This is a genomic window from Staphylococcus sp. AtHG25, assembly GCF_003217445.1.
Classification (GTDB): domain Bacteria; phylum Bacillota; class Bacilli; order Staphylococcales; family Staphylococcaceae; genus Staphylococcus; species Staphylococcus haemolyticus.
Genome location: NZ_QJSN01000019.1, coordinates 1 through 26,895, shown reverse-complemented (window position 1 = coordinate 26,895; position 26,895 = coordinate 1). Strand labels below are relative to the sequence as shown.

The following is a 26,895-nucleotide window of genomic DNA, read 5'->3' as shown; positions in this document are numbered from 1 at the left end:
CCAACAATACGGAGTATTGTAAATAAAGAAGCCAGTAAATGAATTTGTTAAAACTCATTTACTGGCTATTTCTCTAGGGTTTATGTCCCAGACTCATTTCTCTAGGAATTATGTTTCAACTCTACTAAGTAGAATATAAGTTATTCACCTTTATGTAAAAGTCTAATCTATTGCAACAGTTTACGTTTTTAATTATATTAATCTATATTTTTGCACTTAAAATCATAAAATAAACAACACAACAATCATCAAAATAATAACGAGTATATCGGCTAGTATAGTATTAACGTCTTTCTCTAAAATATCTGGTATTGCGCCAATACACAAACCTAGAATAAAAGTAAAAGAAAAAATATTGAAAAATAGATGTAGGATTGACCATCCAAACACCAATTTCAATAACCAAGTCAAAATTAATAAAAGTACTGAAAAACCTAATATACTCTTAGATATTGCTTGATATTTTTTATACTTTTTCTCTCTCTTTAAAAACATTCAAAGCCTCCTAAAATTATTATTCATTCTTTTTATTCCTCTTATATATTTTATATATTAAATAAACAAACACAACCATTAGCGTTAATAAATCAAAAGAATGTTTTAGTGCATCTTTCCAAGATTGATTTATCCATAAATAACGTTTTAAAAATAAAATGATCGATTGTGTAACTGCCATTAAAAACACATTGATAATAGGACCATCTTTTACTAAATTATATATAATAAGGACAAGGCAAATAATAGTTACAATCAGCATTATGATATAAGCCATTATTTAGTAATACTTAATCAAATTATTAACTTAAAATAAATGTTTCATCTGTATTTTATCTAACATAGGCTAATACATTCGATATCCTACTATCTATTTCTAATAATAAATCAGCAATCATATTTTTAAACCTTCGCATTAAAATAAAAAACTAGAAACCTCGATTTCTCAAGATTTCCAGCTCTTTAAACTCACCTTATTTATATTCTGGAACTACGACTCGCCAACCATGCGTATCTTCTAATTTACCACTTTGGATGCCAGTATATATGTCGTATAATTTTTTAGTAATTTCTCCTGGCTCGTTATTGTTAATAACGATTTCTCTATCTTCATACTTTAATGTACCGACTGGAGAAATAACTGCTGCTGTACCTGAACCGAATACTTCAGTCAATTCACCTTTGTCGTAAGCTTCGAATAATTCCTCGATTGACACTTTACGTTCTTCAACCTCATAGCCTAACTCTTTAGCTAATTCAATGATTGATTTACGTGTAATACCTGGTAAGATACTTCCATTTAAAGCAGGTGTAACTAATTTACCATTTTCAACGAAGAAGATGTTCATACTACCAACTTCTTCAACATATTTTTGTTCTACACCGTCTAACCATAATACTTGATCATAGCCTAAATTATTAGCATTTGTTTGTGCTAATAAACTTGCTGCATAGTTACCTGCTACTTTAGCGAATCCTACACCACCACGTACGGCACGAACATATTCATCTTCAACGTAAATTTTAGTTGTTTTTAATGTGTCTCCGCCATAATATGCGCCTGATGGAGATAAAATGATTAATAATTTGTATTGATGAGATGCTCTTACTCCTAAAATGCCTTCAGTCGCAAATACAAATGGACGGATATATAATGATTGTCCTTCTCCCTCAGGTACCCAATCACGTTCAACGTCTACTAATTGTTTTAAACCTTCTAGTAATAATTCCTCATCTACTTTAGGCATCTCTAAACGTGCTAATGAATCATTAATACGTTTGAAGTTTTGATCTGGTCTAAATAATACAACTTCTCCTTCATGTTTATATGCCTTTAAACCTTCAAATACCGCTTGTCCATAGTGAAGACCTTGTGCAGCTGGTGAAACTTCGAATGGTGCGTAAGGAATAATTTTTAAATCATGCCAACCTTTATCTACATCATAATCAAAACTTAACATATAATCTGTAAAGTATTGACCGAATCCTAAATTACCTTCTGGTTTTTCTTTAAGCGAGTCGCGTTGTTCAAATTTAACTTTTTCTGACATGATGAAAGCCTCCTAAATAAATCTTAGTTAGTGAAAGTATATTAAATTATAGCAATCTCGTAATGTTGATTCAATGAATTTTCTAAAAATTCAAACTAAATACTAATTGTAAACCCTTTCTTTAAAAATAACATACTTTAGCAAATTTTTAATGACCATTACTAACTAATTTTGGATAAAAAAAGAAACCCTCAAACATTTCGTCTGAGGTTCTGTGTTATATGACTTGTATGACAGTCACACTTTATTTATTTTGTTCTTTTTCTTCAATTGCTTTTAACATTAATTCAGTCATACCAGCTAAATCGTATTTAGGGTTAAAGCCCCACTCTTTACGAGAATAGCTTGTATCAATATTATCTGGCCAGCTATCAGCAATTGCTTGACGTACTGGATCTACTTCATAATCCAATGCGAAGCCAGGATAATGTTTTTGGATTTCAGCTTTAATTTGTTCAGGTTCAAAACTCATAGCACTTAAGTTATAGCCATTACGTGTTACAAGTTTGTCGCTATCTGCTTCCATTAATTTAATAATTGCATCAATTGCATCATCCATATACATCATATCCATGTATGTGTCTTTAGCAATGTAGCTTGTGTAACGACCTTTTCTAACCGCTTCAAAATAAATTTCAACAGCATAATCAGTAGTACCGCCACCTGGTTCTTTAACATGAGAGATAAGTCCTGGGAATCTCACACTACGCGTATCGACACCAAATTTTGTGAAATAGTATTGGCATAATAACTCACCAGCAACTTTGTTCACACCATACATTGTAGTAGGTTGTTGAATTGTATTTTGTGGTGTATCTTTCTTAGGCGTTGAATCACCAAATGCACCAATTGAACTTGGTGTGAAGAAATGTAATTCATACGTCCTAGCTGTTTCTAATGCGTTCATTAGACCGCCCATATTTAAATCCCATGCTAATAAAGGATTTTTCTCAGCAGTCGCTGATAATAATGCAGCCATATGCATTAACGTATCTGCTTTGAAGTTCTCAACGATTGCCATCATAGCTTCACGATTTGTAACATCTAATACTTCAAACGGACCATTGTTAACTGGTGAATCTTCTTCTGGCTCTCTAATATCCGTAGCTAATACATTGTCATTTCCGTAAATTTCTCTACATTTTAATACCAACTCAGTACCAATTTGACCAAGTGCTCCTGTAATAACGATTCTTTCCATAAATAAAAAACTCCCTTTGTGTGTTTACCACGAATGATTGTCCTTTTAGGGTGTACATAATCCCTATTCACATGCTTATTATAATATAAAAGCGCTTTCTTGTATACTCACAAAGTACATTCTTTTAAATTCACTTTATTTTTGAAAAGTCAGAGATACTTGCTCTTCACAACGTTATATTTATTAATTGTTTTTAAAATTATTGTAAATAATTTAATGAGTAAGCTTAAGACTTTGCGACTTATGCTAATATGAGAATGTAAATTTCATCTAATAAAGGAGGCAAATATGAAGCGATATCTTATTCCACTTTTAGTTTTATGTTTTATCGTATTTGGTATTACCACTGGTACCTCTTATGCAGCTGAATCACAGGCAACACAATCTACTAACATAACTGCTACCGAAGAAGCATCACAAACAGCTTCAAAAGAAGCATCATCAGCCAACATTGAATCTACTAATAAACCTTTATCTCTTGAGTCAAGCAACGTTTCACATAATGAACAAGCCACACCTTCGTCTGAAACAACTACACATCCTAGTGTTGAAACGTCTACAACACAAAACACTACTTCAGAGAAGCATAATAATTCATCTCAAGGTTCTGCCTTTTCACAAGAAAAAGCTACACCTGAACCTGCTACAAATGATGATAATACATCTTCACAAGAAAAAGCATCGTCAGAATCCACTTCAAATGAAAATAATACATCGCAATTCCATGGTACGGAGGTAAAACCTTCTCCTTCGACATCGGAGCAAAGTAAGTCTACGCAAGTAGAACCTACAAAAGAATCTACTTCTACTAAAGTTAAACAAACACCTCAAGAACCAACTCAACAACAGCAAAAGCGTAATGTTCCAGAATCACAACAATCTACACCTGCTTCAAAGCAAGTGTCTAAAAATAGCAATACTACATCAGAACAAGCAGCACCGAAATCTCAACATGTGACTGTCAACAAAAGAATGGCAGCAACTTCTGACAACACAAATGAACATACAATTTTACATACAAATGATATTCATGGCCGATTTGTAGAGGATGATGGAAGAGTCATCGGTATGGCTAAAGTAAAAGGTCTTAAAGACAAATATAATCCGGATTTAATGGTGGATTCAGGAGATGCTTTTCAAGGTTTACCTGTTTCTAACAATTCAAAGGGAGAAGAAATGGCCAAAGCTATGAATGGTGTTGGCTATGATGCAATGACTGTCGGAAACCATGAATTTGACTTTGGTTATGACCAATTACTTAAATTGCAAAAACAATTAAATTTCCCTATAGTTTCTTCTAATATCTATAAAAATGGCAAACGTGTATTTGATCCTTCAACAACAGTAACTAAAAACAATGTCCGTTATGGTATTGTAGGTGTCACGACACCTGAAACAAAAACTAAAACGTCACCTACTGCAGTTGAAGGTGTTGAATTTAAAGATCCGTTGACTAGTGTTAAGCAAGCCATGAATGAGATTAAAAATAATGTCGATGTTTTCGTTATCTTATCGCACTTAGGCGTAGATAAATCGACGCAAAAAACTTGGCGTGGTGATTATTTAATTGATCAACTTACGAAAGACGGTTCATTTAAACAACCTATCTTTGTATTAGATGGTCACTCACATACCGTGATTGATAAAGGCGAACATTATGGTACTAATAATGTACTCGCTCAAACTGGTACTGCACTAGCAAATGTAGGACGTGTGGATTTTACTTTTCAAAATCAAAAAGCGTCTGATATCAATGCATCGTTAATCAATGTAGCGGACGCCAAAGATATCACACCTGACCCACAAATTGATGCACAAACTAAAAAGGCAAATGACGACTTCTTAAAAGAAACATCAACAGTTGTTATACCTAATAATACAGTGACGTTAAATGGTGAACGTGCTCAAGCGCGCACGCAAGAAACAAACTTAGGTAACCTTATTACGGATGCTATGGAAGCATATGCCTCAAAGAACTTCTCACATCAACCTGATTTCGCAATCACTAACGGTGGTGGTATTCGAGCTTCAATTGAAAAAGGTGAGGTTACTAAAAATGACATCATAACAGTGTTACCATTCGGTAATTTAATTTCTCAAATTCAAGTGAAAGGTTCAGATGTTGAAAAAGCATTTGAACACAGTTTAAGTGCTGATACTGAAACTCAAGATGGTAAGAAAGTCTTAGGTGCAAATGGAGGATTCTTACAAGTATCTGACTCACTCAGAGTATATTATGATATCAATAAAGCATCTGGCCAACGCATTAATGCAATCAAGGTACTGAATAAAGAGAATGGAGAATATGAAGATCTAGATCCTAACCGTACTTACTATGTAACTACTAATGACTTCACAGCTAATCAAGGAGATGGCTATGATATGTTTGGTGGACAACGTGAGGAGGGCATTTCTCTAGATGCAGTTGTCGCTCAATATATTAAGAATACAGATTTAAATCAATACAATACCGAAGAACCTGTACGTATCATTAATGGTCTACCAGAAAGTAATGAACAACCAGACACTAGTAAAGAAGATAATGATAATAATCATTCAACTAATGGACATGATGGTCAACAACAAACACCAGATTCAAACAATGATGACAAAGACAATACTGGTCATATTAATGATAATGATGACAATATTAAAGACGATAATGAAGCTGATTCTTCTAATAAAGATAATGTCATTGAATTCCCTAATAAAGACCATCAAAAAGATAATGACAACGTAATTGAAATCCCAGCTAACAATAGTCAAACTCATAATAGCACTAATGATAATATTGTCATTACAAGCACTACCGACAAGATGCATACTAACAACATAAAAGGAAATGCAATCGAACATCACCCTACTTCAAACTTAGTGAGTATTTCTAATAACAACAAAGGAACACGAGACCAATTGACTGGTAATGCAAGTCATTCACAACATTGTAAAGATGTCATTAAATTCCCAGTTCAAATAAATCCTAAAGATAATTTTTATAATGAGACACTAATAACTACTAATAGTAATGCTTCTAAAAATTCAAATCTTATGTTTACACAACAACATGGCGCAATCACATCATTACCAAATGCAGGTTTGAAAGATGGTAGTTTAGAACATGGTATCGCTATTATATTAGTAGTAGCAGGAACAGGATTAATTTACATCCGAACTCGTAAAAAATCAGCATAATTTCAAATTTAAAACCGTGTAGATGACAGTTAACAATATGTCATTTACACGGTTTCTTTATAATTTTTAAAAAGCGTAGGTACTCATAGTAAGTTATTTAAAGTGAATACTTTAATTTTTAGTGGCCCGGCAGTCTATTTATTTAAAATTACATAGTTACACTCGCAATTTCCTCACAATATTATAACTACTTCTGCATTATACTTCTTTATTTGCTACTGCTTTTTTATAGAAATAATTAGCAACAACGATATCTACAATTGCTAACCCTACTGATTTAAACAGCGTTACTTCCTTATCATCTTCACGTCCTGAAACTTTACCAGCTACGATATCCCCTAATTCTCCATGTAATGAATCTTTCGTTATAATGCCTTCTTCTTGAGGTACCTTTAAATCGCCAGTTTCTTCCATCGCAGCTTCTACTGACTCAACAACAATTTTATTAGCTACTAACATAGACTCTGATGGTAATTCCTGCATATCTGGTTTAAATGAGCCTATTGCGTTTAAATGAACGCCGGGGTGTAATGAATGTGAATATACCGGATGATTAGAATTTGTCGCAGTTACAACAACGTCAGCCTCTTCCATCGCATCATCCGCTTCTTCAAAGACTTTCGTCGATACATTATAATTATTAGCTACTTCTTGAGCTAAACGTTCTGCATTTTCCTTAGTACGACTCGAAAAGTGAATTGTATCGATATTTCTAACTGCCATTACTGCAGCAATTAGTCCTTGTGCTTGATCACCAGAACCAATAACACATAGTGTTTTAGCATCTTCACGTGCTAAGTATTTAGTTGCTACCCCAGAGATAGCACCTGTACGAATCTTAGTTAAATAACTGCCATCTAATACAGCTAATGTTTCACCAGTTTCATAATCACTTAATAACACTGATCCTGTAATTGTCTTTTTGCCTTTTTTAGGATTATCTGGCGCAAATGTAACTGTTTTAATACCAACCACTTTAAGATCATCAGATAATGCTGGCATAACTAAATATCTATTTCCTTCATTAAATGGTAAGACATACCTTAACGGTGTGTCTGTCTTCCCTTCTGAAAATGCCTTTAATGAATTCGCAACTTCATCAATGACTTCTTTCATGTCTAATAATGATTGCTGGTCTTGTTCATTCAAAACTAACATGTCTGATACCTCCACTTTATATTTAATATCTATTTATCTTTTACCCGTCAAAACACCAAATTGTTATTGTTAAATGGCATTATCAATACAATTATTTCAAAAACATGTTTGTGTTAAGTTAATTTGATTAAAGTATTAATTTAGTATTGTGCTTATATGTTAATGGTGCTATCTTATTACTATAAATAAAAGGCTTGCACAGAAGTGTAGCCTTGAGATTTCATGCTTATTATGAAACTATTTATAAACTTTTGACGCCTAGAGTGGCACGACGAAATCGTTGTGCCACTCTAATTTGCTTTATTCATTAATCTTTTAAATTCTTTAGCTAGATTTCACTCTTAAATGTACTAAAAATTTTGATGTGTTTGATTTAAGTGTCTTTTCAGTTGAGTTAGCTTCTGCAAATGTACTATGAATGATTAAAATATTATATTTGGCTCATCCTCTTTTTCACATTTCAATCCACGAAACCCTCATCACAATAAGTAGCCTTATTATTTATAAACGCATTCAAACTATGATGATAATAGATTAACTTTTCATCAGCTTCTGGAATCGAGAACCAACCTAATGTCGAAATTTCATCTTTCATTTGTATGTCTGTTGTATAATCCTGAACCTCTGCTTTGAACATGAAAAAAAGTGTATGAACATTCATCTGTGTCGATTTACCCTCATTAACACTTACTATGTCGTTAACTTCAACGAATAATCCTGTTTCTTCTCTAACTTCACGCTTTAGCGCTTCAACTAAAGTTTCACCGTATTCAACTTTGCCACCTGGTAATGACCATCCGCCACCATCTGTATTATGAACTAATAACACGTTTCCCTCTTCATTTTGTATCAATGCATATACTACTTTTAAATCCTTCATTCATCTAACCTTCAATCATTAGGAATTTCAAACCGACTGACCAAATTTCCATTCTTTTTAACGTAAGATTCAATTTCATAACCACCACTATGTTTGATCACTTTTTGAGAGGCAACGTTTTTGGGATTTGTAGTCATTAACACTTTATCTACGCCTATTTCTTTTAGAAAAGCTTTAGCCTCTTGCAGCATCAACGAAGCAATACCTTGTCCTCTACGTGACTTACACACTCCGTAACCTACATGACCACCTATGTTTACTAAGCGTTGATTCAAGTAATGACGAATATCGACTGCACCAACAATCATCTCATCCTCGAAGCAAAATAATGTTGTCGTCGGTACCCAGTCTTCATCAACTTCAGTACTGTTTAGACGGTCTACCATACTCTCAAATGATTCATACCTTGACATGTCAGTGTTTGAAGGCACTATTGGTTCACCATTCACATACCATTCTTGGAGGTACTTCGTTAAAGCATCTTTATCTGCATAACTCAATTGTCTTAAACGTAACACGAGTATCCCTCCTTCTGCACTATAAGCTAATATTGTTTTAGTTTGTCACTTCATATTTTACAATTATTCGTTATAAAACAATTTTACCAAAATACTAATCTGTTCCTCACTTAAAAACAAAGCATAAATTTCAAAAACAGCTTTTTGTAACAATAAAAAGACTGGGACAATGAATATCATCCCAGACTAAAAATTCTATCTTCTATTTTAAATTATTTAATAGTGCCTAATTCTTTACCAACTTTTTCATAAGCAGCAATTGCTTTATCTAACATTTCTTTTGTATGTGCTGCTGTAGGCATGTTTCTTACACGACCTGTACCACGAGGTACTGTTGGGAATACGATAGATTTTACATATACGCCTTCATCTTTAAGACGTTTACTAAATTCTTGAGTTTCTTTTTCATCACCAATAATAACTGGTGTAATTGGTGTTTCTGATTCACCAGTATTGAATCCGAGTTTTTCTAAACCATCTTTTAAATATTTAGCGTTATCCCATAATTGATCGTGTAATTCAGTAGAAGCCATTAATTTTTTCACAGCTTCTGTAATTGCTTTTGTATCTCCAGGTGCTAAAGAAGTTGAGAATAAGAAGGGACGTGATTGAGCTTTTAACCAATCAATTAATTCTTTAGTTCCTGCTACGTAACCGCCAACTACACCGATAGCTTTAGAAAGTGTACCGATTTGGAAGTCAATTTTATCTTGTAAGCCAAAATGTTTAACCGTACCTGCACCTTTACCCATAACGCCTGAACCATGTGCATCATCAACATAAGTAATTAAACCGAATTCTTCAGCAATTTCAACGATTTCTGGTAATTTAGCAACGTCTCCATCCATACTGAATACACCATCAGTAATGTACATTACTTTATTATATTGACCAGATTCTACAGCTTCTTTTGCTTTAGCTCTTAAGTCATCCATATCTGAGTGGTTAACACGGATGATTTTAGCTTTAGATAGACGACAACCATCAATAATTGAAGCATGGTTTAATTCATCTGAAAGAATCGCATCGTTTTTGTTCATTACTGCTGAAATAGCTGCCATGTTACAGTTGAAACCTGATTGATAAGCGATAGCTGCTTCAGTACCTTTGAATTTAGCTAAAGTCTCTTCTAATTCATCGTGTAGGTCTAATGTACCGTTGATTGAACGTACAGCACCAGCACCAACACCGTGTGAATCGATAGCATGTTTAGCTGCAGATTTTAAATCTTCATTTGTCGCCAGTCCTAAGTAGTTGTTTGATGATAAGTTAATATATTGTTTCCCATTGATTGTGATTTCTGGACCATTAGCACCTTCAATAGAATCGATTTCGTTATATAATCCATTATCTTTTAAATATTGAATATTTTCTTCTAAGAAATTGTGTAGTGATTGAACCATATTCATATCCCCTTTGTATTTTTTATATCAACATAATCATAACTGATTTTCCTTCAACATGAAAGCACTATCATTCCAGTAAATTCAATATATTGCATATTCTTTACGTCATGTACAACTGTTCATACAACATGTATTTTTTACTTCATTTTTCAAAAAATAAATAATTAAACTATTGAGTTGTATTAGAATTTGATATACTAAAATTCATAATAATTAGGAAGAAGTGGTTAATGTGTTAGATTGGTTTCAATTAGCCAGTAATAAGGAAAATAGAATGATACAGATGCGCCGATATATGCATCAATATCCTGAACCTTCTTTCGAGGAAACTTGGACGCATAATTATATTCTAAATCAGCTCAGTCATCTTGATTGCGAGATCGAATCACCTATTGGCCGTAATGGCATTAAAGCAACGTTTAAAGGAAAAGAAAATGGCCCTACTGTGGCATTTCGCGCTGACTTTGATGCTTTGCCGGTACAAGAACTTAACGATGTACCTTATAAATCTAAAAATGATGGCTTTATGCATGCGTGTGGTCATGACGGACATACAGCTATTTTATTGGGTGTCGCTGAAATTGTACATGAACATCGCCATTTATTAAAAGGAAACGTGGTTTTTATCTTCCAATATGGTGAGGAAATTATGCCTGGTGGTTCTCAAGAAATGATTGATGATGGTTGCTTAAATGGTGTAGACAAAATTTATGGTACACATCTATGGAGTGGTTACCGTACTGGAACAATATATTCAAGACCTGGTGCTATTATGGCATCACCAGATGAATTCTCAGTTACAATCAAAGGTAAAGGTGGTCATGGTGCTAAACCACATGAAACCATTGATCCTATCGTTATTATGGCTGAGTTTATCCTAAGTGCGCAAAAGATCATATCTAGAACAATTGATCCTGTAAAAGAAGCAGTGCTCACATTCGGAATGATTCAAGCGGGATCATCGGATAGTGTTATTCCTGATAGTGCTTTTTGTAAAGGTACTGTGAGAACATTTGACACTGAACTTCAAACTCATATACAAAATAAAATGGATAAGTTATTACAAGGACTTGCGTTAGCAAACGACATAACTTATGACTTGGAATACATTCGTGGTTATTTACCTGTACATAATCATGTAAATGCATATGAAGTTGTTAAACAAGCAGCGAATGATTTACATTTACGTTTTAATGAATCTGAATTAATGATGATTGGTGAGGATTTCTCTCACTATTTAAAAGTACGTCCAGGTGCGTTTTTCTTAACTGGATGTGGTAATCCAGACAAAGGCATAACAGCGCCACATCATAATCCTCACTTTGATATAGATGAGTCTGCATTTAAATATGCGGCTAGTGAGTTTTTAAAAATTTTAGAAATTGAACAAGTATTTTAAAATTGAATAAATTTATTTAGATTCTGTATGTCTATGATTACTCTTACATTGAGTTGATCATAGGCATTTTTTATTAATTTAGAAAAGTGATCGACAAAGCATAATATGAAAACTAGAAATGAGATTAAAATGTAAATATGACATTTACAAAATAAAAAAAGACTCCCATTAAGGGAGTCTCATTTAGAAATAAGGAATAATTAAAATTATTCGATGATTTCAGTTACAACGCCTGATCCTACAGTACGTCCACCTTCACGGATTGAGAAACGAGTACCGTCTTCAATCGCGATAGGAGCGATTAATTCTACTGTCATTTCAACGTTGTCGCCAGGCATAACCATTTCAGTACCTTCTGGTAAGTTAACAACACCAGTTACGTCAGTAGTACGGAAATAGAATTGTGGACGATAGTTTGTGAAGAATGGAGTGTGACGTCCACCTTCGTCTTTAGATAAAACGTATACGTCTGCTTTAAATTTTGTGTGAGGTGTGATTGAACCTGGAGCAGCTAATACTTGACCACGTTGTACGTCTTCACGAGCAACACCACGTAATAATGCACCGATGTTGTCACCAGCTTCAGCGTAGTCTAATAATTTACGGAACATTTCTACACCAGTAACAGTTGTTTTAGAAGTGTCATGGATACCAATGATTTCAACTTCTTCACCAACTTTGATTTGACCACGTTCAACACGGCCTGTAGCAACAGTACCACGACCAGTGATTGAGAATACGTCCTCAACTGGCATCATGAATGGTTTGTCAGAATCACGTTCTGGAGTTGGAATGTAGTCATCAACTGCTTGCATTAATTCTAAGATTTTTTCTTCGTATTGAGCATCGCCTTCTAAAGCTTTTAATGCTGAACCAGCGATTACAGGTACATCGTCACCTGGGAAGTCGTATTCAGATAATAAGTCACGTACTTCCATTTCAACTAATTCTAATAATTCTTCATCGTCAACCATGTCAACTTTATTTAAGAATACTACTAATGCTGGTACACCAACGTTACGTGATAAAAGAATGTGTTCACGAGTTTGTGGCATTGGACCGTCAGCAGCAGATACTACTAAGATACCGCCGTCCATTTGAGCAGCACCAGTAATCATGTTTTTAACATAGTCAGCGTGTCCTGGGCAGTCAACGTGAGCATAGTGACGTTTGTCAGTTTGATACTCGATGTGTGCAGTATTGATTGTGATACCACGTTCTTTTTCTTCTGGAGCGTTGTCAATCATGTCATATGATTGTGCTACAGTGTCACCATTTTTAGCTAATACAGTTGCGATAGCAGCTGTTAAAGTAGTTTTACCATGGTCAACGTGACCGATAGTACCAATATTGGCATGTTCTTTTGAGCGATCAAATTTTTCTTTTGCCATTATTAAATCTCTCCTATTCTAGTAAAAGTTATTTCAATATTATCTCTCATGATAGTTTCTCACCATCATGAGACATAATGATTGTTACAATTCATAATTCATTTATAATGCATTTTCAGTAAAAAATCAATTCATAAAGATGTTAGCTTAATTAATAAGCTTACGCTGTATTTTACCTAGAAATTCTAGCTAAAACAAGTTTAATTATTCACCTTTATTTTTTTTGATGATATCATCAGCAATTGATTTTGGAACTTCTGCATAGTGATCGAAGTACATAGTGTAAGTACCGCGACCTTGAGTGTTAGAACGTAATGAAGTTGCGTAACCGAACATTTCTGAAAGTGGTACATAAGCGTTAACAACTTGTGCATTACCACGAGGTTCCATACCATCAACACGTCCACGACGAGCTGTTACGTCACCCATGATATCACCCATGTATTCTTCAGGCATTTCGATTGTTACTTTCATCATTGGTTCTAAGATAACTGGATCACATTTTTTAGCAGCTTCTTTAAGTGCTAATGATGCAGCAATTTTGAAGGCCATTTCAGATGAATCGACATCATGGTATGAACCATCAAATAATTTTGCTTTAACATCGATTAATGGATAACCAGCTAATACACCGTTTTCCATAGCATCTTTAAGACCAGCTTCAACTGATGGAATGTATTCACGAGGAACTACACCACCAACGATAGCGTTTTCGAATTCGAAACCTGCGCCAGTTTCGTTTGGTGTGAATTCAATGTGAACATCACCGTATTGACCACGACCACCAGATTGACGAGAGAATTTACCTTGAACTTGTGCAGATTGCTTGAACGTTTCACGATATGAAACCATTGGGGCACCTACATTACATTCAACGTTGAATTCTTTCTTCATACGGTCAACTAAGATGTCTAAGTGTAACTCACCCATACCACCGATGATAACTTGTCCAGTTTCTTCATCTGTGTGTGCATGGAAAGTAGGGTCTTCTTCTTGTAATTTAACTAAAGCTTGAGTCATTTTATCTTGGTCAGCTTTAGATTTTGGTTCTACTGATAAGTGGATAACTGGTTCAGGGAATTCCATTGATTCTAAGATAATGTCATTCTTTTCACCACATAATGTGTCACCAGTACCTGTATCTTTAAGACCAACTGCAGCAGCGATATCGCCTGAGTAAACAGTGTCGATTTCTTGACGTGAGTTAGCGTGCATTTGTAATAAACGACCTACACGTTCACGTTTGTCTTTAGTTGAGTTTTTAATGTAAGAACCTGATGTTAAAGTACCTGAATATACACGGAAGAAAGTTAATTTACCAACATAAGGGTCAGTCATAACTTTGAATGCTAATGCAGCGAATTCAGCTGAATCGTCTGGTTTAGCAATTACTTCTTCTTCAGGATTTTCAGCACGATGGCCTACGATTGGTTTAACATCTAAAGGTGATGGTAAGTAGTCAATTACTGCGTTCAGCATTAATTGAACACCTTTGTTTTTGAATGCTGTACCGCAAAGTACTGGGTAGAATTCTACGTCAGTAGTTGCTTGACGAATAGCATTTTTTAATTCTGCTACTGAAATTTCTTCATCACCAAGATATTTTTCCATTAATTCATCGTTAGTTTCTGCAACTGCTTCGATTAAATTAGAACGAGCTTCTTCTGCTCTTTCTTTGTGATCTTCAGGGATTTCAATTTCGTCAATTTCAGTACCTAAGTCATTAGTATATTTGAAGCATTTCATTTCTACTAAGTCAATGATAGCTTCAAATTCGTCTTCGGCACCAATTGGTAATTGGATAGGTGCAGCGTTAGCATCTAAACGATCATGTAATGTACTTACAGAATAGTCGAAGTTAGCGCCTAATTTATCCATTTTGTTTACGAATACGATACGAGGTACACCGTAAGTTGTAGCTTGACGCCAAACCGTTTCAGTTTGAGGTTCTACACCTGATTGAGCATCAAGTACAGTAACCGCACCATCAAGTACACGTAAAGAACGTTCAACCTCAACAGTGAAGTCTACGTGTCCTGGAGTATCGATAATGTTTACACGGTGGCCATCCCATTGAGCTGTTGTAGCAGCTGATGTGATTGTAATACCACGGTCTTGTTCTTGTTCCATCCAGTCCATTTGTGAAGCACCTTCGTGTGTTTCACCAATTTTGTGGATACGACCTGTATAGTAAAGAATACGTTCAGTCGTAGTTGTTTTACCAGCATCAATGTGAGCCATGATACCGATGTTACGAGTGTTTTTCAAAGAAAAGTCTCTAGCCATTGTTTTTCTCCTTCCAGTAATTACTGAATAAGTACTATTGAATATGGCGATGCCCTAAGCATGAGCCATCTTATTTGGTAAACCAATGTGACGGAACACACTCAGGGTTAAAGCTTTAATCTTACCAGCGGTAGTGAGCGAATGCTTTGTTCGCTTCAGCCATTTTGTGAGTGTCCTCACGTTTCTTAACGGCACCACCTGTATTATTAGCAGCATCTAAGATTTCGTTAGCTAAACGATCTTCCATAGTTTTTTCACCACGAAGACGAGCGTAGTTAACTAACCAACGTAATCCTAGAGTAGTACGACGTTCTGGGCGAACCTCAACTGGTACTTGGTAGTTTGAACCACCCACACGACGAGCTTTTACTTCTAATACTGGCATAATGTTGTTAATTGCTTCTTCAAATACTTCTAAAGCATCACGACCACTGCGTTGTTCTACAAGGTCAAATGCTGAATAAAGAATTCTTTGTGCTGTTCCGCGTTTACCATCTAACATGATTTTGTTGATCAATTTTGTAACTAATTTAGAGTTATGAATTGGATCTGGTAATACGTCTCTTTTAGGTACTGATCCTTTACGAGGCATAATTAAAATCCTCCCTTCCTATTATAGTATATTATTAAAAATTGAAATTAAAATTTACACAATCTTAAACTTAATTTTTAGGTTTTTTAGTTCCGTATAATGAACGGCCTTGTCTACGTCCGTCAACACCTGAAGTATCAAGTGCACCACGTACGATGTGGTAACGCACACCAGGTAAGTCTTTTACACGTCCACCACGTACAAGTACTACACTGTGTTCTTGTAAGTTATGGCCGATACCAGGGATGTATGCGTTGATTTCAATATTGTTTGATAAACGCACACGTGCATATTTACGTAACGCTGAGTTAGGTTTTTTAGGTGTCATAGTACCTACACGAGTACAAACACCACGTTTTTGAGGTGAATTTAAGTTAGTAAATTGTTTCTTTTTACTATTAAAACCTCTGTTTAAAGCTGGTGAATCTGATTTTTTAGATTTGCTTTGTCTAGGTTTACGTACTAATTGGTTAATAGTTGGCATTGAAATGTCCTCCTCTCTTCACTTTTTAATTCCACACATCCAGGTGGTTCATTTTTAGGTTAAATAAAATTTAGTAAGCAATACACTTACTAATTCTCATTCAATAACGCAACAATAGTCGCATTAACGTTAATACCTACATAACTACCTAAAGCATGCTTGCTTTGAAAATAAGTAATAGGTATATTTTTATGATTGATTAAACTAAATACGCGAGCTAACAAATGTACCTCAACGTCTTGAGCAATAATCAAAGATGCAACTTGATCTCTATTTAACGCTTTAAGCGTTTCTTTAAGACCAACTACATAGTGTTGTTTGTTAAAGCGTGCAACTTTTTCATTAGACATTAAAATATCCTCCAAAGTTCTGCTTGCATCAACCTTTACAATAATAACACTTAAATCAGCATTAAGTCAACATATTTTGCAGACTTTTTACTAATAATAAAAAATAAAGAACGAGAGCGAGACTATCATCTCAAAAGATTGATAAGTCCCGTCTCGTCAATATTGAAATAAATATGAATTCAGTTTTATTTCATTAATTATTCAATGATTTCTGCTTCTTCAGTTTCTGTAACTGGTGTTTCAGCTTTATCATATTTAACGTCACTATAACGTCTCATACCAGTACCAGCTGGAATTAACTTACCAATAATAACGTTTTCTTTAAGTCCAAGTAAGTCGTCGCGTTTACCTTTAATTGCTGCATCTGTAAGTACACGAGTTGTTTCTTGGAATGATGCTGCTGATAAGAAGCTTTCAGTTTCAAGAGACGCTTTTGTAATACCAAGCAATACTGGTTTAGCAGTTGCTGGACGTTTACGTTCTTTAAACGCTTCTCTGTTTGCATCTGTAAAGCTATGAATGTCAACCAATGAACCAGGTAATAACTTAGTATCACCAGCTTCGATGATTCTAACTTTACGTAACATTTGTCTTACCATTACTTCAACGTGTTTATCATCAATTTCTACACCTTGCATACGATAAACTTTTTGAACTTCTTTAAGTAAGTAACTTTCAGTCGCATTTAAACCAGCAACAGCTAGGAAGTTCTTAGGTTCGATTGAACCTTCAGTTAATACTTCACCACGTTCAACTGATTGACCGACTTCTACTTTTAATCTAGAAGTACCTGAAGCTAAGTAAGATCTTGTTTCATTAGCACCTTTAACAACAATTTCTTGTTGGCGATCTTTTGCTAATTTAATATCTTCAACGACACCTTCGATTTCAGTAATCACAGCTTGACCTTTTGGATTACGTGCTTCGAAGATCTCTTGAATACGTGGAAGACCTTGAGTGATATCGCTTCCTGCTACACCACCTGTATGGAATGTACGCATTGTAAGTTGGGTACCAGGTTCACCGATTGATTGAGCAGCGATTGTACCAACTGCTTCACCCACTTCAACTTTTTCACCAGTAGCAAGGTTTTTACCGTAACATTTTTCACAAACACCGTGACGTGTGTTACATGTAAATGCTGAGCGGATGTACATTTGTTCAATACCGGCATCAGTGATTTTCTTAGCGATTTCAGCAGTGATTAATTCGTCTGGACGGATGATGATTTCATCAGTTTCAGGATGACGAATTGTTTCTTTAGAATAACGTCCTTCAATACGTTCGATGAATGGTTCGATCATTTCTGTACCTTCTTTGATATCAGAAACTAGTAAGCCGCGGTCTGTGCCACAGTCTTCTTCACGAACAATAACGTCTTGAGCAACGTCAACAAGACGACGAGTAAGGTAACCAGAGTCAGCTGTTTTAAGGGCTGTATCGGCAAGACCTTTACGCGCACCGTGTGTAGAGATGAAGTATTCTAACACTGTTAAACCTTCACGGAATGAAGATGTGATTGGTAACTCAATAATTTTACCTGATGGTGCGGCCATTAAACCACGCATACCAGCTAATTGTGTAAAGTTAGATGCGTTACCACGTGCACCAGAATCACTCATCATGAAGATTGGGTTTGTTTTCTCAAGAGATTGCATTAATTCGCCTTGAATTTGATCTTTGGCATCTGTCCAAATTTCAACAACGGCATTATAACGTTCATCTTCAGTAATTAAACCACGATTAAATTGTTTAGATACACGTTCTACTAATTTTTCGTGCTCATCTAAAATGTCTTGTTTATCTGGAAGTACAACAATATCTGCTACACCAACAGTGATACCAGCTTTAGATGAGAATTTGAAACCTAAATCTTTCATACGGTCAAGCATCATAGATGTATCAGTGATACTGAATCTATTGAAGACTTCGGCAATAATATTACCTAAGAATTTTTTATTGAATGGTTCAATAAGTTCTTGTTCTTCAAAGTATGCTTTAAGTCCACCTTCACCCAATTGAGTTGAATCAATAAAGTATTTGTCAGGTGTTTTACCTTCAAGATTTGTTTGACTAGGTTCATTGATGAATGCGAATGAATCAGGAATGATTTCATTGAAAATCACTTTACCTACTGAAGTAGCTAAAATTTTGTTGTTTTGAGCTTCTGTGAATGTAGGGTTGTTAAATGATTTCGCATGTACACCAATACGAGTGTGTAAATGAACATAGCCATTTGCATAAGCTTTAAGCACTTCGTTTGTATCATTAAAGATAGTACCAGTGTTCATTGCATCTTTACGTTCTAATGTTAGGTAATAGTTACCTAATACCATATCTTGTGATGGTGTTACGACAGGTTTACCGTCTTTAGGGTTCAAGATGTTTTGAGCAGCTAACATTAACATACGTGCTTCAGCTTGTGCTTCTTTAGATAAAGGAACGTGAACGGCCATTTGGTCACCGTCAAAGTCCGCGTTGTAAGCTGTTGTTACAAGTGGGTGTAGACGGATAGCACGACCTTCAACTAATGTAGGTTCGAATGCTTGGATACCTAATCTGTGAAGAGTAGGTGCACGGTTAAGTAATACAGGGTGTTCTCTGATTACATCTTCCAATACGTCCCATACTTCATCGTCCATACGCTCAATTTTACTTTTAGCATTTTTGATGTTAGTAGCAATTTCACGTTGAACTAATTCCTTCATTACGAATGGCTTGAACAATTCAAGCGCCATTTCTTTAGGTAATCCACATTGATACATTTTTAAGCTTGGACCAACAGCGATAACTGAACGACCTGAATAGTCAACACGTTTACCAAGTAAGTTTTGACGGAAACGACCTTGTTTACCTTTCAACATATGTGAAAGTGATTTCAATGGTCTGTTACCTGGACCAGTAACTGGACGACCACGACGACCGTTATCGATTAATGCATCAACTGCTTCTTGCAACATACGTTTTTCGTTTTGAACGATGATGCCAGGAGCACCTAAGTCTAATAAACGTTTTAAACGATTATTACGGTTAATCACACGACGGTATAAATCATTTAAATCACTTGTTGCGAAACGTCCACCATCTAACTGAACCATTGGACGGATTTCAGGTGGAATAATTGGAAGTACGTCTAAAATCATCCACGCTGGATTATTACCAGAGTTTCTGAATGATTCAACAACTTCTAAACGTTTAATCGCACGTGTCAATCTTTGACCAGTTGCAGATTCTAATTCGTCACGCAATGATTTTAATTCTTCGTCTAAGTTAATTTCTTCTAATAGGTCTTTAATACCTTCAGCACCCATTTTAGCTACAAATTGACCTGGGTATTTATCGTAATATTCTCTGAATTCAGCTTCAGATAATAATGATTTTTTCTCTAAGCCTGTTGGACCTGGATCTACTACAACATATGAAGCGAAATAAATAACTTCTTCTAATGCTCTAGGAGACATGTCTAATAAAAGACCCATACGACTTGGAATACCTTTGAAATACCAAATATGTGAAACTGGAGCAGCTAATTCAATGTGTCCCATTCTTTCACGACGTACTTTAGATTTAGTTACTTCTACACCACATCTGTCACAGACCATGCCTTTGTAGCGTACACGTTTGTACTTACCACAACTACATTCCCAGTCTTTTGTAGGTCCAAAAATTCTTTCACAGAAAAGACCATCTTTTTCTGGTTTCAATGTACGATAGTTGATTGTTTCTGGTTTTTTTACTTCACCGTATGACCATGAACGGATTTTTTCAGGTGAGGCTAAACCGATTTTCATATAATGGAAATTATTTACATCAATCAAGGAGCCTACCTCCTTCAATTTAGATTAGCTGTGCTATTTGATTGATTTACATCTGTTGAAACTAAAACAAGTCATATGATTGTAGGGAAGAAATCAGCAAGATTAGCTTATTTTAAGTTTAAATCGAACTGAGTTTCTAATCCCTTACTTTTTATAAGTTCAAATTCTAATTAGTCAGTAGTTTCTTTTTGAGTTTCAGGAACATCTTTTTGTTGTAAATCTACTTTGCGCTCAGTTGCATCTTCATCATCAACATCAGCCATTTCGATTTCATTATCTTGTTCATCCATAACTTTGACATCTAAACCTAAACTTTGTAGTTCTTTCATCAATACGCGGAATGATTCTGGAACACTTGGTCTAGAGATGTTTTCACCTTTAACGATAGCTTCGTAAGTTTTAACACGTCCTACTGTATCGTCAGATTTGTAAGTTAAGATTTCTTGTAATGTGTAAGCAGCACCGTATGCTTCTAGTGCCCATACCTCCATCTCACCGAAACGTTGTCCACCGAATTGTGCTTTACCGCCAAGTGGTTGTTGTGTAACAAGTGAGTAAGGTCCAGTTGAACGCGCATGCAATTTATCGTCAACCATGTGAGCAAGTTTAAGCATATACATTACTCCAACAGAAATACGATTATCGAATGGTTCACCAGTACGTCCATCATATAATACTGTTTTACCATCACGTGCCATACCAGCCTCTTCGATTGTAGACCATACATCATCGTCGTTTGCACCATCGAATACTGGAGAAGCAACATGAATACCTAAGTTTTTAGCAGCCATACCTAAATGTAACTCTAAAACTTGTCCAATGTTCATACGTGATGGTACACCTAGTGGGTTTAACATGATATCGATTGGACGTCCATCTGGTAAGTAAGGCATATCTTCTTCAGGAACAATCTTAGAGATAACCCCTTTGTTACCATGACGACCACACATTTTGTCCCCAACATGGATTTTACGTTTTTGAACGATATATACACGAACAAGTTGGTTCACACCTGGTGATAAAGTATCATCGCCTTCTTCACGATTAAATACTTTAACGTCTAGAACGATACCACCTGCACCATGTGGCACACGTAATGAAGTATCGCGAACTTCTCTTGCTTTTTCACCAAAGATGGCGTGTAATAATCGTTCTTCTGCAGTTAATTCTGTGACACCTTTTGGCGTTACTTTACCAACTAAGATATCTCCATCTTTAACTTCTGCACCGACGTATATAATACCACGATCGTCTAAGTTTTTAAGTGCATTTTCAGAAACGTTAGGAATATCACGTGTAATTTCTTCAGGTCCTAATTTAGTATCACGTGCTTCAGATTCGTATTCTTCAATATGAATTGAAGTATATACATCGTCTTTAACTAATCGTTCACTCATGATAACGGCATCCTCATAGTTATATCCGTCCCAAGTCATGAAACCTACAACGACGTTACGACCTAATGCCATTTCTCCTAATTCCATTGAAGGACCATCAGCTAAAATTTCATTGTATTCTACAACGTCACCTACAGAAACGATTGGACGTTGGTTATAACAAGTACCAGAGTTTGAACGTTTAAATTTAGCTAATGGGTAACGGTCTAATTCGCCTTCATGTTCAGTTCCATTTTCCTCAACTAAACGACGAACTAGGATTTCATTAGACTCAACATGTTCAACACGACCTCTATGTTTTGCAGTAATTGCTGCACCAGAGTCACGAGCTGCCACATGTTCCATACCTGTACCCACAAATGGAGCTTCAGGATTCATCAATGGTACTGCTTGACGTTGCATGTTCGCACCCATTAACGCACGGTTAGAGTCATCGTTTTCAAGGAATGGGATACAAGCTGTCGCTGCTGATACTACTTGTTTAGGTGATACATCCATGTAGTCCATTTTTTCTTTTGCCATAACAGTATTGTTACCACGGAAACGACATACCACTTCATCATCTAGGAAACGACCATTTTCATCTAAACGAGAGTTCGCTTGGGCAACTACATAGCTATCTTCTTCATCAGCAGTTAAGTAGTCGATTTGATCTGTAATAGAGTTAGTGTCTAAGTCTACTTTACGATATGGTGTTTCAATGAAACCAAATTCATTCACACGTGCATAACTTGATAATGAGTTAATCAAACCAATGTTTGGTCCCTCTGGAGTCTCGATCGGACACATACGACCATAGTGAGAGTAGTGAACGTCACGTACTTCCATTTGAGCACGTTCACGTGTTAAACCACCAGGTCCTAATGCAGAAAGACGACGTTTATGTGTTAACTCAGCTAATGGGTTAGCTTGGTCCATGAATTGTGATAATTGAGAGCTACCGAAGAACTCTTTAATTGACGCAATAACCGGACGGATATTAATTAATTGTTGTGGTGTGATAGAGTCTGTATCTTGAATTGACATTCTTTCACGTACAACACGTTCCATTCTTGATAAACCGATACGGAATTGGTTTTGTAATAATTCACCAACTGAACGTAAACGACGGTTTCCTAAGTGGTCAATATCGTCTGTGTAACCAATGCCATTTAACAAGTTAAAGAAATAACTCATTGAAGCAATGATATCTGCTGGTGTAATACATTTAACTTCTGAGTCTGGTAACGCATTACCGATTACAGTAGTCGTACGACCTTCTTCATCATTTGGTACGTAAACTTTGATTGATTGAATCTCAACAGGTTCATCAATAACTGTACCTTCTAATTCAAACACTTCACTATTAGCATTTGTTTCTAAAACTTCCATAATTTCGTCTAATTTGCGACGGTCTAGAACTGTACCTTCTTCGGCAACAATTTCACCAGTTTCGCTATTAACGATTGGTTCTGCTAATCTTTGATTAAATAAGCGGTGTTTTAAGTGTAATTTTTTATTAGCTTTGTAACGACCAACACTTGCTAAATCATAACGTTTAGGGTCGAAAAAGCGTGAATAAAGTAAACTTTTCGCATTTTCAACTGTTGGTGGCTCACCAGGACGTAAACGTTCGTATATTTCTAATAATGCTTGCTCAGTATTTTCAGTGCCATCTTTTTCAAGCGTATTACGTAAATATTCACTGTCTCCTAATAAATCAATAATTTCTTGATCGTTTGAGAAGCCTAAAGCACGTAATAATACTGTTAATGGTAATTTACGTGTTCTATCAATACGTACATAAACTACATCTTTAGCATCTGTTTCATATTCTAACCATGCACCACGGTTAGGGATAATTGTCGCATCATAGTTTTCACGACCGTTTTTGTCAATTTTCTCATTGAAATAAACGGATGGTGAACGTACTAATTGAGACACGATTACACGTTCTGCACCATTGATTACGAATGTACCTGTATCTGTCATTAATGGGAAGTCACCCATAAATACTTCTTGTTCTTTAACTTCGCCAGTTTCTTTGATTATTAGACGTACTTTAACACGAAGAGGTGCAGCATAAGTAGCGTCACGGTTTTTTGATTCTTCTAAATCATATTTTGGTTCACCTAATCGATAATCTACAAATTCTAAAGAAAGGTTACCTGTGAAATCTTCAATTGGAGAAATATCACGGAACATTTCTAATAAACCTTCTTTTAGGAACCAGTCGTAAGATTTAGTTTGAATTTCTATTAAGTTTGGTAATTCTAATACTTCTGAAATTCTCGCATAATTTCTACGTTTACGATGTCTTCCATATTGGACAACTTGACCTGCCAAACAGATTCACCCCTCAAATATTGTGTGATGAACCAATACGCGTAAAAATCGTATAACAAGACAAAAAGAAAACGGCAACACAGTTGATGACACCATTTTCGATTCTACATTTATTCTTGTTTATCGTACTCTTTTCGCGTAAAAGTACACACTTATTGAACATAAATTTTTACATTTTATAACTATATCAGAATACAACTTTGAAATCAACCTTTTCGGCTTTTCAATATATAGTATCCTTTATTCTTGTTAACAACTTCGACATTATTGAAAATTTCTTCCATTTTCTTTTTAGCAGAAGGCATACCTTGTTTCTTTTGAATCACAACGTACAACTCACCTTGTGAATTTAACTGTTGATATGCTTCTTCAAAAATACGATGAACAACTTCTTTGCCAGCTCTAATGGGAGGATTGGTTAGTACATAATCAAAATGACTATCCTTTAGTTGTGATAAACCATCACTTTCTTTGATAATGACGTTATCAATTTGATTTGCTTTTTTATTCTTTTCAGCAAGATTTAACGCACGCTTATTCACATCAACCATAGTAATTTGATGATGTGGTGAAACTTTTGCAATCATTAATCCTATCGGACCATACCCACATCCAACATCAGCAATCGTCTTACTTGGTCCAGGAGGATGCTCGTTTAAAAATGTTTGTACTAACGTATCTGATCCAAAATCTACTTGTGCTTTTGAGAACACACCTGCATCTGTAGTTAAATTTAATTGATGGGAATGATAATGATATTGAATGACTCTTTCATCACTTTGTACATCTGGATTTTCATCATAATAGTGTCCCATAACGTCACCTCTTTTTTCATTGTTCATCTTTATTTTACTAGAAAATGAAGTAAAAACCCCGTTATCGTGATAACGGGGTTTTAATTTCTCAAAGAATTCAGGTTAGTTCTGATAATGTATTATTAATACATTAAAAACACATAACCTTCGATATTAAGTTAAGATACTAGAATTATTTTAATTCTACAGTAGCTCCAACTTCTTCTAATTGTTCTTTAAGTTTTTCAGCTTCTTCTTTAGCAACGCCTTCTTTGATTACTTTAGGAGCGTTATCTACTAATTCTTTAGCATCTTTTAAGCCTAAACCAGTTGCTTCTTTAACTGCTTTAACAACTTTGATTTTTGAAGATCCAGCTGAAGTTAACTCAACGTCAAATTCAGTTTTTTCTGCTGCTGCGTCTCCGCCACCAGCTGCACCAGCTGCTGCTACAGGAGCTGCTGCTGTTACACCAAATTCTTCTTCAATTGCTTTTACTAAATCGTTTAATTCTAATACTGACATTTCTTTAATTGCTTCAATGATTTGTTCTTGATTAGCCATTTTATATTTCCTCCAATTATTTTAATTTTTTATGCGCAATTATTCAGCGCTTTCTTCTTTTTGTTCTCCAACAGCTTTAACCGCATAAGCGAAGTTGCGTACTGGAGCTTGTAATACTGATAAAAGCATAGAAACAAGACCATCGTGTGAAGGTAATGAACCAACAGTTTTAACTTCTTCTGCTGAAATAACGCTACCTTCCATAACGCCTGTTTTGATTTCTAAAGCTTCGTGTTCTTTAGCAAATCCTGCGATAACTTTCGCTGGTGCTACTACATCTTCAGTTGAAGTTGCAACAGCTGTAGGACCTGTTAAGAATTCATCTAAGCCTTCGATACCTGCTTGTTCAGCTGCACGACGAACCATAGTGTTTTTGTAAACTTTGTACTCAACACCAGCTTCACGTAATTGTGAACGTAGTTCAGTTACTTCTGCAACTGTTAAGCCACGGTAGTCAACGATAACAGTTGAAACTGAATTTTTAAGTTGTTCAGCAATAACATCAACTTGTTGTTTTTTAGCTTCGATAATAGCAGACATTCAGACACCTCCATTTTTATTTTTGGTGCTTTTTAAATTTCTCAATAAAAAAAGCACTTTCTACCCACGGCAAAAAGCGCTTGAAAGATCATTTTTATGATCACACGTTCAAGTCAATTTTAGCCTCGGCAGGATAATTTTTAAGTTATACTATAACTCCTACTGTCTTAGGTAAAATAATCACAATAAATAATATAACCTCATTATTGTAATATGTCAATCACTTTTCCAATTTTTTTACTTTAAAATGAAATAAAGTTATTACTTCTCTATCGACTACTTGTTTCTTCGCCATCACATATGAAGGCATAGACTTCAATATGCTCAGAATAAATAAATTCCATTTGTAGACTGCATCATGTTCACACAAAAGTTATTTCTGTATATAAATGGCTCTATAATAAATTGGACTGATGACTAAAAATCATCAGTCCAATTTTTATGTTTGAATACAAAAATGGCGCAATTACCTCTATAATTATTAGCTACCAAACAAAATAAAAAGAAAGGTAATGCGCCTATGTGTAAGTCTATATTAAATACATTAAGAATTAAAG

Annotated in this window: 19 protein-coding genes and 1 other annotated feature; of the genes, 2 read left to right on the top strand and 17 right to left on the bottom strand. The window is 35.2% G+C overall.

Features of this window, described 5'->3' with window-relative positions:
* Positions 1-222: 222 nt before the first annotated feature.
* From BDW31_RS11055 to BDW31_RS11040, 3 genes are all read right to left on the bottom strand, one after another.
* Positions 223-495: a hypothetical protein gene (locus tag BDW31_RS11055; protein WP_016931323.1), complete on the bottom strand. Its 273-nt coding sequence runs from the start codon at positions 493-495 to the stop codon at positions 223-225.
* A 473-nt stretch (positions 496-968) separates the two neighbouring features.
* Entirely contained in the window at positions 969-2,045 is a 1,077-nt protein-coding gene (locus BDW31_RS11045; protein ID WP_016931322.1) for a branched-chain amino acid aminotransferase, read from the bottom strand.
* 244 nt (positions 2,046-2,289) lie between these two features.
* Positions 2,290-3,246, bottom strand: a complete 957-nt coding sequence (locus tag BDW31_RS11040; RefSeq protein WP_011276704.1) for an L-threonine 3-dehydrogenase — start codon at positions 3,244-3,246, stop codon at positions 2,290-2,292.
* Between the two features lie 288 nt (positions 3,247-3,534).
* On the opposite strand from BDW31_RS11040, the gene BDW31_RS11035 reads away from it, so the two are divergent.
* Positions 3,535-6,438: a 5'-nucleotidase C-terminal domain-containing protein gene (locus BDW31_RS11035; protein WP_037537854.1), complete on the top strand. Its 2,904-nt coding sequence runs from the start codon at positions 3,535-3,537 to the stop codon at positions 6,436-6,438.
* 198 nt (positions 6,439-6,636) lie between these two features.
* Here the strand turns inward: BDW31_RS11035 and BDW31_RS11030 are convergent, their stop codons facing one another.
* The 4 genes from BDW31_RS11030 to BDW31_RS11015 form a co-directional block, all read right to left on the bottom strand.
* Positions 6,637-7,596 (bottom strand): ornithine cyclodeaminase family protein, encoded by a 960-nt coding sequence (locus tag BDW31_RS11030; protein WP_016931320.1) that lies wholly within the window; start codon positions 7,594-7,596, stop codon positions 6,637-6,639.
* Positions 7,597-8,056: 460 nt separating this feature from the next.
* On the bottom strand, positions 8,057-8,476 hold the full coding sequence (locus BDW31_RS11025) for an NUDIX hydrolase (protein WP_011276709.1): 420 nt from the start codon (positions 8,474-8,476) through the stop codon (positions 8,057-8,059).
* An 11-nt stretch (positions 8,477-8,487) separates the two neighbouring features.
* Positions 8,488-8,994, bottom strand: coding sequence for a GNAT family N-acetyltransferase (locus BDW31_RS11020; protein ID WP_011276710.1), 507 nt, complete (start codon positions 8,992-8,994; stop codon positions 8,488-8,490).
* A gap of 212 nt (positions 8,995-9,206) precedes the next feature.
* Positions 9,207-10,397 carry a glycine C-acetyltransferase gene (locus BDW31_RS11015; RefSeq protein ID WP_033079549.1) on the bottom strand — a complete coding sequence of 397 codons (1,191 nt, stop codon included), beginning with the start codon at positions 10,395-10,397 and terminating at the stop codon, positions 9,207-9,209.
* Between the two features lie 235 nt (positions 10,398-10,632).
* Here BDW31_RS11015 and BDW31_RS11010 point away from each other — a divergent pair, with 235 nt between their 5' ends.
* On the top strand, positions 10,633-11,799 hold the full coding sequence (locus tag BDW31_RS11010) for a M20 family metallopeptidase (protein ID WP_011276712.1): 1,167 nt from the start codon (positions 10,633-10,635) through the stop codon (positions 11,797-11,799).
* Between the two features lie 206 nt (positions 11,800-12,005).
* Here BDW31_RS11010 and tuf read toward each other — a convergent pair whose 3' ends face one another.
* The 10 genes from tuf to rplJ all read right to left on the bottom strand — a co-directional run bounded on the left by tuf (position 12,006) and on the right by rplJ (position 26,338).
* Positions 12,006-13,190, bottom strand: a complete 1,185-nt coding sequence (gene tuf / locus BDW31_RS11005) for an elongation factor Tu (RefSeq protein WP_011276713.1) — start codon at positions 13,188-13,190, stop codon at positions 12,006-12,008.
* Between the two features lie 204 nt (positions 13,191-13,394).
* Complete coding sequence (gene fusA, locus BDW31_RS11000; RefSeq protein ID WP_033079547.1) at positions 13,395-15,476, bottom strand: elongation factor G; 2,082 nt, start codon at positions 15,474-15,476, stop codon at positions 13,395-13,397.
* Between the two features lie 121 nt (positions 15,477-15,597).
* A complete protein-coding gene (rpsG, locus tag BDW31_RS10995; protein WP_001137495.1) occupies positions 15,598-16,068 on the bottom strand; it encodes a 30S ribosomal protein S7 in 471 nt (156 codons plus the stop codon).
* Between the two features lie 70 nt (positions 16,069-16,138).
* On the bottom strand, positions 16,139-16,552 hold the full coding sequence (gene rpsL / locus BDW31_RS10990) for a 30S ribosomal protein S12 (RefSeq protein ID WP_016931318.1): 414 nt from the start codon (positions 16,550-16,552) through the stop codon (positions 16,139-16,141).
* 89 nt (positions 16,553-16,641) lie between these two features.
* Positions 16,642-16,902, bottom strand: coding sequence for a ribosomal L7Ae/L30e/S12e/Gadd45 family protein (locus BDW31_RS10985; protein WP_011276716.1), 261 nt, complete (start codon positions 16,900-16,902; stop codon positions 16,642-16,644).
* Between the two features lie 197 nt (positions 16,903-17,099).
* Entirely contained in the window at positions 17,100-20,693 is a 3,594-nt protein-coding gene (gene rpoC, locus BDW31_RS10980) for a DNA-directed RNA polymerase subunit beta' (protein WP_161772885.1), read from the bottom strand.
* A gap of 197 nt (positions 20,694-20,890) precedes the next feature.
* Positions 20,891-24,442: a DNA-directed RNA polymerase subunit beta gene (gene rpoB, locus BDW31_RS10975; RefSeq protein WP_048668145.1), complete on the bottom strand. Its 3,552-nt coding sequence runs from the start codon at positions 24,440-24,442 to the stop codon at positions 20,891-20,893.
* Positions 24,443-24,648: 206 nt separating this feature from the next.
* Complete coding sequence (locus tag BDW31_RS10970) at positions 24,649-25,257, bottom strand: class I SAM-dependent methyltransferase (RefSeq protein WP_011276719.1); 609 nt, start codon at positions 25,255-25,257, stop codon at positions 24,649-24,651.
* Positions 25,258-25,429: 172 nt separating this feature from the next.
* Positions 25,430-25,798 (bottom strand): 50S ribosomal protein L7/L12, encoded by a 369-nt coding sequence (gene rplL / locus BDW31_RS10965; RefSeq protein WP_011276720.1) that lies wholly within the window; start codon positions 25,796-25,798, stop codon positions 25,430-25,432.
* A 39-nt stretch (positions 25,799-25,837) separates the two neighbouring features.
* Positions 25,838-26,338 carry a 50S ribosomal protein L10 gene (rplJ, locus tag BDW31_RS10960; protein WP_011276721.1) on the bottom strand — a complete coding sequence of 167 codons (501 nt, stop codon included), beginning with the start codon at positions 26,336-26,338 and terminating at the stop codon, positions 25,838-25,840.
* Positions 26,339-26,376: 38 nt separating this feature from the next.
* Positions 26,377-26,528: a sequence feature (ribosomal protein L10 leader region), on the bottom strand.
* Positions 26,529-26,895 lie beyond the last annotated feature (367 nt).

Coding starts and splice junctions, on each gene's coding strand:
- BDW31_RS11055 (WP_016931323.1), bottom strand. CDS start 495: ATGTTTTTAAAGAGAGAGAAAAAGTATAAAAAATATCAAGCAATATCT.
- BDW31_RS11045 (WP_016931322.1), bottom strand. CDS start 2,045: ATGTCAGAAAAAGTTAAATTTGAACAACGCGACTCGCTTAAAGAAAAA.
- BDW31_RS11040 (WP_011276704.1), bottom strand. CDS start 3,246: ATGGAAAGAATCGTTATTACAGGAGCACTTGGTCAAATTGGTACTGAG.
- BDW31_RS11035 (WP_037537854.1), top strand. CDS start 3,535: ATGAAGCGATATCTTATTCCACTTTTAGTTTTATGTTTTATCGTATTT.
- BDW31_RS11030 (WP_016931320.1), bottom strand. CDS start 7,596: ATGTTAGTTTTGAATGAACAAGACCAGCAATCATTATTAGACATGAAA.
- BDW31_RS11025 (WP_011276709.1), bottom strand. CDS start 8,476: ATGAAGGATTTAAAAGTAGTATATGCATTGATACAAAATGAAGAGGGA.
- BDW31_RS11015 (WP_033079549.1), bottom strand. CDS start 10,397: ATGGTTCAATCACTACACAATTTCTTAGAAGAAAATATTCAATATTTA.
- tuf (WP_011276713.1), bottom strand. CDS start 13,190: ATGGCAAAAGAAAAATTTGATCGCTCAAAAGAACATGCCAATATTGGT.
- fusA (WP_033079547.1), bottom strand. CDS start 15,476: ATGGCTAGAGACTTTTCTTTGAAAAACACTCGTAACATCGGTATCATG.
- rpsG (WP_001137495.1), bottom strand. CDS start 16,068: ATGCCTCGTAAAGGATCAGTACCTAAAAGAGACGTATTACCAGATCCA.
- rpsL (WP_016931318.1), bottom strand. CDS start 16,552: ATGCCAACTATTAACCAATTAGTACGTAAACCTAGACAAAGCAAATCT.
- BDW31_RS10985 (WP_011276716.1), bottom strand. CDS start 16,902: ATGTCTAATGAAAAAGTTGCACGCTTTAACAAACAACACTATGTAGTT.
- rpoC (WP_161772885.1), bottom strand. CDS start 20,693: ATGAAAATCGGTTTAGCCTCACCTGAAAAAATCCGTTCATGGTCATAC.
- BDW31_RS10970 (WP_011276719.1), bottom strand. CDS start 25,257: ATGGGACACTATTATGATGAAAATCCAGATGTACAAAGTGATGAAAGA.
- rplL (WP_011276720.1), bottom strand. CDS start 25,798: ATGGCTAATCAAGAACAAATCATTGAAGCAATTAAAGAAATGTCAGTA.
- rplJ (WP_011276721.1), bottom strand. CDS start 26,338: ATGTCTGCTATTATCGAAGCTAAAAAACAACAAGTTGATGTTATTGCT.